At 65.1% G+C, this 9,928-nt stretch carries 14 protein-coding genes; 11 read left to right on the forward strand and 3 right to left on the reverse strand.

Features of this window, described 5'->3' with window-relative positions; translation table 11 throughout:
• The 3 genes from V5A19_RS12865 to V5A19_RS12875 form a co-directional block, all read right to left on the reverse strand.
• Positions 1-451: hypothetical protein (locus tag V5A19_RS12865; RefSeq protein WP_332327890.1), on the reverse strand; the 451-nt coding region annotated here is incomplete at its 3' end.
• A gap of 81 nt (positions 452-532) precedes the next feature.
• A complete protein-coding gene (locus V5A19_RS12870; protein WP_332319585.1) occupies positions 533-982 on the reverse strand; it encodes a hypothetical protein in 450 nt (149 codons plus the stop codon).
• A 47-nt stretch (positions 983-1,029) separates the two neighbouring features.
• On the reverse strand, positions 1,030-1,242 hold the full coding sequence (locus V5A19_RS12875) for a hypothetical protein (RefSeq protein WP_332319586.1): 213 nt from the start codon (positions 1,240-1,242) through the stop codon (positions 1,030-1,032).
• Positions 1,243-1,650: 408 nt separating this feature from the next.
• On the opposite strand from V5A19_RS12875, the gene V5A19_RS12880 reads away from it, so the two are divergent.
• The 11 genes from V5A19_RS12880 to V5A19_RS12930 all read left to right on the forward strand — a co-directional run.
• Positions 1,651-1,854 (forward strand): hypothetical protein, encoded by a 204-nt coding sequence (locus V5A19_RS12880; protein WP_332319587.1) that lies wholly within the window; start codon positions 1,651-1,653, stop codon positions 1,852-1,854.
• Positions 1,844-2,284: a hypothetical protein gene (locus V5A19_RS12885; protein ID WP_332327891.1), complete on the forward strand. Its 441-nt coding sequence runs from the start codon at positions 1,844-1,846 to the stop codon at positions 2,282-2,284. Before V5A19_RS12880 ends, V5A19_RS12885 begins: the two co-directional genes overlap by 11 nt.
• Before the next feature lie 304 nt (positions 2,285-2,588).
• Positions 2,589-2,906, forward strand: a complete 318-nt coding sequence (locus V5A19_RS12890) for a Thoeris anti-defense Tad2 family protein (protein ID WP_332327892.1) — start codon at positions 2,589-2,591, stop codon at positions 2,904-2,906.
• Positions 2,887-3,381: a hypothetical protein gene (locus V5A19_RS12895; RefSeq protein ID WP_332319590.1), complete on the forward strand. Its 495-nt coding sequence runs from the start codon at positions 2,887-2,889 to the stop codon at positions 3,379-3,381. The genes V5A19_RS12890 and V5A19_RS12895 overlap by 20 nt, the downstream gene beginning before the upstream one ends.
• Positions 3,378-3,791: a D-Ala-D-Ala carboxypeptidase family metallohydrolase gene (locus tag V5A19_RS12900; protein ID WP_332319591.1), complete on the forward strand. Its 414-nt coding sequence runs from the start codon at positions 3,378-3,380 to the stop codon at positions 3,789-3,791. Before V5A19_RS12895 ends, V5A19_RS12900 begins: the two co-directional genes overlap by 4 nt.
• A gap of 2 nt (positions 3,792-3,793) precedes the next feature.
• Positions 3,794-4,168, forward strand: a complete 375-nt coding sequence (locus V5A19_RS12905) for a hypothetical protein (protein ID WP_332319592.1) — start codon at positions 3,794-3,796, stop codon at positions 4,166-4,168.
• 10 nt (positions 4,169-4,178) lie between these two features.
• Positions 4,179-4,766, forward strand: coding sequence for a hypothetical protein (locus V5A19_RS12910; RefSeq protein ID WP_332319593.1), 588 nt, complete (start codon positions 4,179-4,181; stop codon positions 4,764-4,766).
• A gap of 3 nt (positions 4,767-4,769) precedes the next feature.
• Positions 4,770-6,296, forward strand: coding sequence for a hypothetical protein (locus V5A19_RS12915; protein WP_332319594.1), 1,527 nt, complete (start codon positions 4,770-4,772; stop codon positions 6,294-6,296).
• On the forward strand, positions 6,296-6,652 hold the full coding sequence (locus V5A19_RS12920) for a hypothetical protein (protein WP_332319595.1): 357 nt from the start codon (positions 6,296-6,298) through the stop codon (positions 6,650-6,652). The genes V5A19_RS12915 and V5A19_RS12920 overlap by 1 nt, the downstream gene beginning before the upstream one ends.
• A gap of 2 nt (positions 6,653-6,654) precedes the next feature.
• Entirely contained in the window at positions 6,655-9,018 is a 2,364-nt protein-coding gene (locus V5A19_RS12925; protein WP_332327893.1) for a portal protein, read from the forward strand.
• Between the two features lie 92 nt (positions 9,019-9,110).
• On the forward strand, positions 9,111-9,928 hold an 818-nt coding region (locus tag V5A19_RS12930), incomplete at its 3' end, for a hypothetical protein (protein ID WP_332327894.1).

The raw sequence follows: 9,928 nt of genomic DNA on the forward strand, positions 1-9,928 counted from the left end.
CGGCTACCTCCTCCCAGTCCTTCTCGTCGTCCAGGGCCTCGCCGTTCAGACAGGTCCCGCCCCCGAGGCGGCCGCAGTCCTGGAGCTTGGCAACGTATGGATCCTCGGCGGCCATTTCTACCTCCGGCCATAAGCCGTACAGGGCGCCGTCGCCGCCCGTCGTGCCGAAGTGGACAAAGGGCGGGCAAAGCTCGTCCAGGTTGTCCATTACCTCGGACAAGAACTCCGAAGCCTCCTCGGATTCCCACCAGCCGTGATCCTCGTCCTCCCATGCCTCGTAAGGAATCGGTGTGGCCGCAACGAACCCCTCGCTGGTGTCGGCTTGCTCGGCCCGCCGCTGGCGAGGGTCATGCTTGCGAAGCACGTCGAGGAAGGTTGGGATCAGGTCCTGTGGGCGCAGGGTGCCTTCGGAGATCATTCCGATGCCTGGGAAGGTAGCCTCGTCGCTCATGGTGTGCTCCTACGGTTGTGTGTGTGCGGTGCCATGGGCACCGGCCAGGGCCCGAACCCGGGCCCTGTGTGCTGCCCGTGGTCAATACTCGCGCCGGGCGGCCAATGCCGCTTCGCTGCTCGCCTCGTTAAAGCGGCAGGACTCGGCCAGGGCCGCATCCCCCGTTTCGGCCAGGTCGGCGGCCTCGGCGTACATATCCCGTAGCAAGCGGAACGGCGCCGGGGCCTCGGATTCCAGGGACTCTTGCGTGAGCAAGTCTGCTGCCCGCTTGATGAGTGCTGCCTGGTGTACTTTTGCCTGTGGCGTCAGCATCGGTCCTCCTACGCGGTGGGCGGCCGTGTCGGCCGACTCGGCGCCGCTGGTGGCTTCCCACCCCTCCTGCCAAATGATCTTGCCGCCCGTGCTCGGCCAGCGGACGCGGGCCCCATCCCCATACAGGCCTGCGAGCAGGACTGCGTCAGCGGCGTATTTCGTGCTGGCGATGTAGTCCCCGGAGGGGCTGAAAATCTTGAACGGCGGTGTGGCTGCCATGGGGTCCTCCTGTGTGTGGGGGCGGGGCCGGAGCCCCGCCGGGTTGGTTACATGAGCCGGATGCGGCCGTCTTTGTCGGCCAGGTAGCGCATGGCTTCGTCTACGGCCTGCTGGATCCAGTCCTGGACCCGCTCACCGCGTTTCCCGGTAGTGAGCGCGAGTTGGGAGGCTTGGTTGGCGACTCCGGTGCAGCTCCGGGCCCGGCCGGCGTCGATCTCTTGGCGAGCAAAATCGCGGGGGTTGGGTAGCTCGGTAGGCATGGTTGGGTCCTCCGTGTGCGTGTGTGTGTAGGGGGAATACTCGTACACCCTGTACGCCTTGGTCAACCCTTTTTTATCCTTTTGTCTGCCGGCAGTTACGAAAATGGGGGTTGCAAGGGGTTGATGGACCCGGATAAGGTTCCGCGTAGGCTGGCCCAAAGGTGTGGGCTGGTGATGGGAGCAGGGACTAAGTGGCGCTGTAACTTTTTGAGTTGCGGCGGTTTTGAACTTTAGCTTTTCGCATACAGTGACTAATCCAGGCGCGTACCATAGGAGGCTGTGGTGCATAACGAGGAGCGGGCCTTGTATTACGTCGTGCTGGCAGCGGCCGGCACCCTCCTGGCCACCCTGCTGATAGTGGCCGGGGGCATCGTCTGGGCCCTGATTAGCTGCTAAGGAGGCGATTCTGTGACCCGTCGAAACCTGCTGAGCGAGCTACCCAAAGCGGCGGCCGGACTGCTGCTCAACGCCACCGTGGCGCAAGCTGACCCTGGTGAGCCCTGCTCGGTTTGCCGTGGCACCGGCCGTGATCTGGACGACCCCAACCTGAACTGCTCCGAATGCGGCGGCACGGGTTGGGTCCCCGGCCAGGGGGCGGCTGGTGTCGGGTGACGCTTCCGAGGCCGGGCTGACGGTCCTCAAGGAAACCTTGGACGGGGAGCGCAGCGGGGAGCCGTTGCCTCCGGCCTCGTCAGAGCTATCCATCCAGCTCGCGGCCGTGGCCACCGAGATGGGCATGACACCCGACCGGCTCCAGGCCTTGCTCCAGGAAGTGTGGGACGACGTGCGCGACGATCCCGACCTGGTCCGGGCCCTGGCTAAATCCAAGCTAGAGGGCCGGGGCCGCTACCGTGGCTATGTGCCGGCTACCTGGACCGACGTGCTCGAATGCCCGCATTGCGGCCCGGTTTGGATCTGGCCGCCGGCCGGGCAGCTCGGTGAACCTGTGATTGGCTGCCCGTGGTGCCATGTTCGCCACCGCCAGGGCGCCGTACCCGCAGCGGCCAAGGTGACGGGGGAGAACAGTGCCTGCTGGCTTTGAGAAATGCCGTGAGCAAGGCGGCCGAGTCCGAAGGGTCTCGGGCCCCAGCGAGGAGCACGGGCTCAAACAAGGCGAATATGTGGACTACTGCTACCGGGACGGCAAGAGCTATCGGGGGCACACAAAGACCAAGCAAGGCTCCGGGGAAGGCTAACGGCAAGCCTTCCGGGAAGCCTTAGAACCTCCGCGCCCAGCAACGGGCAGGGGAGGCTAGGTGGGCCGCCCGTCCCGTGCTCCTCGCCTACCTCCCCACCTACACCCAGCCCCTGGCCGCCGGCCGGGGGCTTTTTAAGGAGCTTCTTATATGAACTTTGGCGAAGCGCTCCAAGCGGCCCTGCTGGGCAAGATGGTCAGCCGCCAGGGATGGTCCGGCATGGCGGTGATCTATACGCCGCCGATGCGGGCAGACCTCCCGGACGAACACCACTACCAGGACGCGTTGAGCGGCGACACCGTGGTACTGGGCGGCCATTTCGATCTCGTCATGCCAGGCGACGTGATCCAGCCGGGTTGGCTACCCAGCGCAAACGACCTGGTGGCCGACGACTGGACCGTGACCGAACAGGTAGAGGGCGAACCGCCAGAGATAAAGGAAACGGATGATGAAGAGCCCGAGCGATAACAAATACCTCCCCGGCCGTCGCGGACGCCACAACCGAAAGGTGACCGAGGAGGAGAAGGCCCGGTTCATCGAGCGGCTGTGCGAGACAGGCAACGTGACCGAGGCCTGCCGCACCGTGGGCATCCAGCCGCAGGTTATGTACCGGATCCGCGACCGGGAAGGCGAGGAGGAGTTTCGGGAGGCCTGGGACCTGGCCCTGGACGAGGGCTCGGACATGCTGGAGGCAGAGGCCCGCCGCCGTGCCGTCGAGGGGGTAGACCGGCCCATTTACCAGCGCGGCGAGTGCGTCGGCTTCGAGCGGCAGTACAGCGACCAGCTCCTGGTTCGGCTCCTGGAGGCCCACAAGCCCGACAAGTACCGCCATCGCGCCGAACAGCGGCTGGTGTCGGATCCCCTCCAGGACATGCTGGACGAAGTGGACGGCAGCTCGGCCGCCCCGGATGAAGGAACCGACCAAGGGGAGGGCTCCAAGTGAGCAGGAAACCGCCCAAGAACTTTGAATGGGAGGCCTTCGACTCCCCGGGAGCCCCTGGATCGGGCCGCCGCCACATGGCCAAAAAGACCCTCAAGAAGCTGGGCCGGGCCCGCAAGTTAGCCGGAGTCCCGTTCATCATCACCTCGGCCTACCGCACACCCAGCTACAACACTGAGATCGGCGGGGTTGAGGGGTCGGCCCACACCAACGGCCGGGCGGTAGACATTTCGATCAAGGGAATGCCCTGGGCCCGCGTGGTCTTGATCCTAGTGGCCCTGGTCCTGGGCGGCTTCCGGCGCATCGGTCTGGCCAAATCGTTCGTCCATGCCGACGACGATCCCGACAAGCCCAAGAACGACTACGGGATCGCCACCTGGGACTACATGGACGACGAAAGGCACAAGGCCTAGCCATGAGCCAGGAAGAGGCCCAACAAGAATCTAGGAAGTCAGCCGCCGCCGAGCATGAGCACGACGCCCGGCTCAAGAACCTGGAGTCAGACGTTCACGACATAAAGAAGGCGATTAGTGACCTAGTGCGGGTCAGCGAACGCCTAAGCAATGTGACGGAGCGCCAGGAAGATCACGAAAAGCGCATCCGCACCAACGAGCACTACATCGCCCAGTACCGGGCAGAGGGAAACGCCATCCAGAACCTCGAAACCCGCATGGGGAACGTCGAGAAGATCCAGCAGACCTGGACGCCCATCGCCTCCTGGGGGGCCAAGGTGGCGGCTTTGTTCACGGCGGCCATGCTCGGGGCCGCGATCAAGACCATGTTCCTGTGAGGAGCGACCCATGGATTGGAGCGAACTAGGCAGCAAGGTGGCCGCCACCGGGGCCAAGGTCCTGGGCGAGGCCATTCCGGTTCCCGGCGCAGGTATCGCGGCCGACGCCGTGGCCGACGCCCTGGGGACGGAGAAAGACCCGGACGAGATCGCCAACGCCATCGAGAACGATCCCGAGGCGGCGGCCAAGCTCAAGCAGGCGGAGCTGGACCACAAGAAGGAGCTGGAGCGGATCAAGGCCAAGGCCAAGGCCGACCATGAGGCGGAAATCACCAGCCGTCAGGCCTCCACGAACGAGACCATGCGCGAGGGCTACCGCCAGGGTGTCCTGTGGCGCCGTGCCGTGGGCTGGTCCCTGGCCGTGGTGGTGCCCGTGGTGGTCCTGGGGATCATGGCCATGGCCGGCATGGCGATCTACCTGGACCGCCCCGAGATCATGGAGCACGTCCCGGCCGTGATCTCCGCCCTGGGCCCCATCTGGTACGTCTACATGGTGGTCCTGGGTGTGGCCGGGTATCAGGAGGGCAAGATGGGCCGTGCCATGGCCGGCGACAAGGAGGGCGGCCTGGCGCAGGCGGTCCGGGCTATCAAGGGATAGACCATGCCCGAGGTGGCTGAAAGGGAGACCCAAGCGGAGCGCATCCGGTGGGTTCTCCAGGACCAGGAGCGGCGCCTGAACCACCTGTACTGGGTAATTGATCCGTACAGCCGGGAGCGGAAATTTCGCATGAACCCGGCCCAGAGCCAGCTATACCGCAATGCCGGGCACCGAAACATCATCTTGAAAGCCCGGCAACACGGGTTCTCAACTTTCATCGCCATTTGGGCCCTGGATACCGCCCTTTTTAACTCAAACGTGAATGTGGTCCTGGTGGCCGACTCCGAGGACAACGCGAAGGAGATTTTCCGAACCAAGATCATGTTCGCCTACAACCGGCTCCCCGCCGCATTGCGGGAGCGCCGGCAGGCGAAGCGGTCCCGGCAGGAGGAGCTGCTTTTCAACAACAACTCCTCGATCCGGGTCACGACCAACGCCCGGTCGGGCACCGTTCAGTTTCTGCATGTTAGCGAGTTCGGAAAAATTGCCCACTATTACCCGGATAAGGCCCGAGAACTGCGGACGGGCTCATTCGAGACCGTCCACAAGGGCATGAGGATCTTCGTGGAGTCCACGGCCAAGGGCTACTCGGGCGACTTCTACGACCTGTGCAAGACCGCCCAGCAACAGCAGCAGGAGGGCCGGCCGCAGACCGAGCTGGACTGGACGTTCCACTTCTTCGCCTGGTTCGAGCACCCGGACTACTACCTGCCGAACCCCGAGGAAGTGGTCATCCCGGCCGACACCCGGGAGTACCTGGACAAGCTGGAGACCGACCTTGGAATCACCCTCACCGAGGGGCAGAAGGCCTGGTACTCCAAGAAGTACGAGAACCTGGGCGACGACATTATGAGCGAGCATCCGTCCACGCCGGAGGAGGCCTTCGCCCAGCCGGTGGAGGGGGCGTATTACCACCGCCAAATGGCCGCCCTGCGGAAGCATGGCCGGATAACCGACGTGCCGTTCGATCCCCGGGTGCCGGTCTACACCTTCTGGGACCTGGGCCACAACGACGACACCTGCATCTGGTTTATGCAGCCCCATGGCCAGGGGTTCCGGTTCATCCGGTATTACTGGACTCACGGCGAGTCGATCCAGTTCTACGCCCGCAAGCTCAAGGAGTTCGCGGACGACTTCGGCTTCATATACGGCACCTGCTACCTCCCGCACGACGCCGAGAACGCCAACATGGAGCGGGAGGACGGTAAGAACCGCCGGGAGATCCTGGAGGACTTCAACTTCCGGGTCCGGGTGGTGGAGAAGGTGCAGGACAAGCAGGAGGCGCACCAGGCCGTGCGCGACGTGCTCCCCCGGTGCTGGTTCGACGCCGAGAACTGCGCCACCGGGATCATGTGCCTGGACCACTACCGCAAGGAGTGGGATGACCGCCTGGGCGTCTACAAGGACAAGCCCCGGCACGACTGGGCCAGCCACGGCAATGACGCCTTCGAGCAATTTGCCCGGGGATGGGACGGCGGCGGCAATCAGCAGCCCCTCCCCAACACCAAGCGAGGATGGAGGCAAATCTAATGCCGTACCGCATGGAACAGACCCACCACCGCGCCAATGGCGTGGTGGTTTTTTATGAGCACGTCAACGACGAGCCCGCCATGATCCTGGGCCGCCAGGTCATGGGCGAGGGCCGCTCGTTCATCATCGGGCTTTCCTCGGCGCACAACTACACCGACGACTACTACCTCATGGACCAGGCCCGTAAGGCGGCCGAAGTTCTGGGGCTGGGCACCGACAAGCCAACGGTGGTGAACCTGGCCGACGCCATCCTGGACTACCTGGGCGACCTGGTGCGGATGCCGCCCCCGGGCCCGCAGCCCCAGGACGCGGCGGAATCCGAGGCCATCCGTGAATCCCTGACGGTCGGAGGCTGACCATGGCCACCGGGCCCGAAAATACCCGGGTAACGCCCCCGCATGACCCGGATGAGCGTTACCAGGCGACCGAGTACGACGCCGCCCAGGAAGGCGACGATCATCCCCTGGAGGGGCCACAGGCCCAGAGTAAGCTAAGTCAGCTCCAGGAGTGGTATCAGCAGGCCCGGGAAGGTCAGTACGAGAACCGGCAGCAGCAGGAGATCGACGCCGACTTCTACGACGGCCTCCAGTGGACCCAAGAGGACATCGACACGCTCCAGGCCCGGGGCCAGCCGGCCTTCGTGTTCAACAACATCAAGCCGGCCGTGGACTGGGTGATCGGCACCGAGCGCAAGACCCGGGCCGACTTCAAGGTCTTTCCCCGCAAGGACGAGGACCGCGAGATCGCCCAGATCAAGGGCAAGCTCCTCAAGTACGTCAACGACGTTAATAACGGCGAGTACGCCCGCAGCCGCGCCTTCAAGGACGCCGCCCGGGTGGGCGTGGGCTGGCTGGAGGATGGGGTCCGGGACGACATCACCAAGGACCCGATCTTCTCCGGCTACGAGAGCTGGCGGAATATCTACTACGACCCCCTGAGCCGGGAGAAGGACCTGAGCGACGCCCGCTACCTGTTCCGGGTCAAGTGGGTGGACAAGGACATTGCCCTGCGGATGTTCCCGGACCGTGAGGAGGCCATCAAGCGGTCCGCCCGGGGCGTGTCGGAGCTGTTCCGCAGCGCCGAAGGCCAGGAGCCCGACGACGACTTCATTCGGGTCATGGCCGAGCACCATGAGCAGGAGCTGACCGGGACCGTGGGATCGGCGGCCGTCCTGGACGGCGAGACCATCAATCCGGGCAACGAGCGGGACCGGGTCCGCCTGGTGGAGTGCTGGTACAAGGAGCCGGCCAAGGTCAAGATCATGCGGGGCTACAACGAGGCCCTGGAGGGCCAGGAGTTCGACCCGCAGAACACCGAGCACATGCGGGCCGAGTCCGAGGGTGAGGTCAGCCTCCGCGAGACCCTGCGGCTCAAGATGCGGGTGGCCATCTTCACGGGCGATGCGCTCCTGGCGGACCAGGAGACCCCCTACAAGCACAACAGCTTCCCGTTCACCCCCATCTGGGGCTGGCGCCGGGACCGCGACAACGCCCCCTACGGCATGATCCGCAACTCCCGGGACCCGCAGGAGGACCTGAACAAGCGGGCCTCCAAGGCCCTGCACATCCTGTCCTCGAACCAGGTGGTGGCCGACAAGAGCGCCGTGGACGACTGGAACGAGGCCGTGGAGCAGATCGGCCGCTCGGACGGGGTGATCCGCGTCAACGGTGAGCGCCGCTTCGAGTTCGTGTCGGACAAGGCCCTGGCCTCGGAACACCTCCAGCTCATGCAGCAGGACCAGGTTTTCATCCAGAACACCACCGGGGTCACCGACGAGAACATGGGCCGGGAGACCAACGCCACCTCCGGCAAGGCCATCCAGGCCCGGCAGGAGCAAGGGCAGGCGGTCACCTTCGAGCTGTTCGACAACCTGCGCCTGGCCATGCAGATCCAGGGGGAAAAGCAGCTCTCCCTGGTGGAACAGTATTACGACATGCCCCGCAAACTCCGCATCGTGGGCCAGAAGGGGCAGTCGGAGTTCATCGAGATCAACCAGCCCAGGTACGACGAAAACGGCGCGGTCACCTTCGACAACGACATCACGGGCACTCAGGCCGATTTCGTGGTGGATCAGCAGGACTTCAACCAGACCACCCGCCAGGCCATGTTCGAGCAGCTTATGGAGCTGTCCTCCAAGCTGCCGGCGGACATCACCTTGCAGATGCTGGACCTGGTGATCGACCTGTCCGACGTGCCGAACAAGGACGAGCTGGTGAGCCGGATCCGCAAGCTCAACGGCCAGCTCGGCCCGGACGAGGATCAGGATCCCGAACTCAAGCAGCAGCAGCAGGCCAAGCAGGCCGAGCAAGAGCGGGATCAGGAGATCGAGCGCCAGGATACCCTCAGCGAGGTGCAGGAGCGGTTGGCAAAGGCCACCAACGAACGCCTGGGCGCTCAGAAGGAGGCCACGGAGTTGGCCAAGGAGCTGCGAGACAACCCGGACCTGGCCCGCATCGTGGACCAGCTCCTGGGCTCCGCTGGCTACGAGGAATCGCGCAACGACCTGTACGCGACCCTCATGGGCCGGGCCCCGCCGGAGCCGAACCCCGAGCCCAAGGACCAGCAGGACCAGGCGGCCGTCCAGCGCGGCCAGGCCGCCCTGCAACAGGCCCAGCAACCGGGACAGCCGGGACAACCGGGACAGCCGGCCGGCGATCAAGGAGCACCCCTGGGCCAACCGGAACCGGAGGAGGCGGTCCCGCGCCGCGAACCACCGCAATAATCGAACCGACCTGAGCCCCGCCTAGAGCGGGGCTTTTTTATTCCCATGGCCCCGCCCGGATGGCGGGGTCTTTTACGCCCAAGGAGGAGACCATGGGTGTCGAAAGCGAAGCGCAAGACGGCGAAGTCACCCTCCTCACCGATGCGGAGTACGAGGCGACCATCGGGGAGGAAGGCGAGGAAGTCCCCGAGCCGGATCCGGGCAGCGGTGACGGCAACCCCGAGCCCGAGGCCGGCGAAACGGCCACCGAGGTCGATGAAGGGGAAGCCGCCGAGGAGTCGGAGGGGGGCTCCGAAACGGCGACCGAGGTGGCCGAAGGTGGCGAGGGCGAGGGTTCCGGCCAGGAGGACTCCTCGGAACCCCAGCAGACCCAGCAGCAGGAAACGCCCGAGTGGGCCAAGGAGCCATTTGCGCCCCAGTACCACCCGAACGCCCGGGACCTGGAGACCATCAACGGCGAGATCCAGCAGCTCGATAAGCAGTTCGAGGAGGGCGAGCTGGACATGGCGGATTACCGGGAGAAGGTCCGCCCTCTCGAACGGGAAGCCGCCAAGGCCGAAATGGGTCAAGAGTTCTCGGCCCAGAGCACCCAGCAGGCCTGGGAGCAGGTTCAGGAGGCCTTCTTCGGCGCCAACCCGCAATACGCCCAGGATCCTGCCCTCTACGGCGCCCTCGACGCCACCCTCCGCGAGCTATACGCCGACGAGCAATACGCCAACTACTCCATGGCCCAGTTCCTGGTGGAAGCCAAAAACCGGGTGGATGGCCGTTTCGGCACCGGCAACGCCCAGCCGCAGGCCGAGACCTCGGGGGAAGGCGATGGGGGGAAACAACCGACCCAAACGGGGGAAACCCCGGGGGAAGGCCAGGGCCAGAACCAGGGCGAACAGGCCCAGCCCTCGGCGGCGGA

The organism is Thiohalorhabdus sp., from assembly GCF_036628635.1.
Taxonomy (GTDB): domain Bacteria; phylum Pseudomonadota; class Gammaproteobacteria; order Thiohalorhabdales; family Thiohalorhabdaceae; genus Thiohalorhabdus.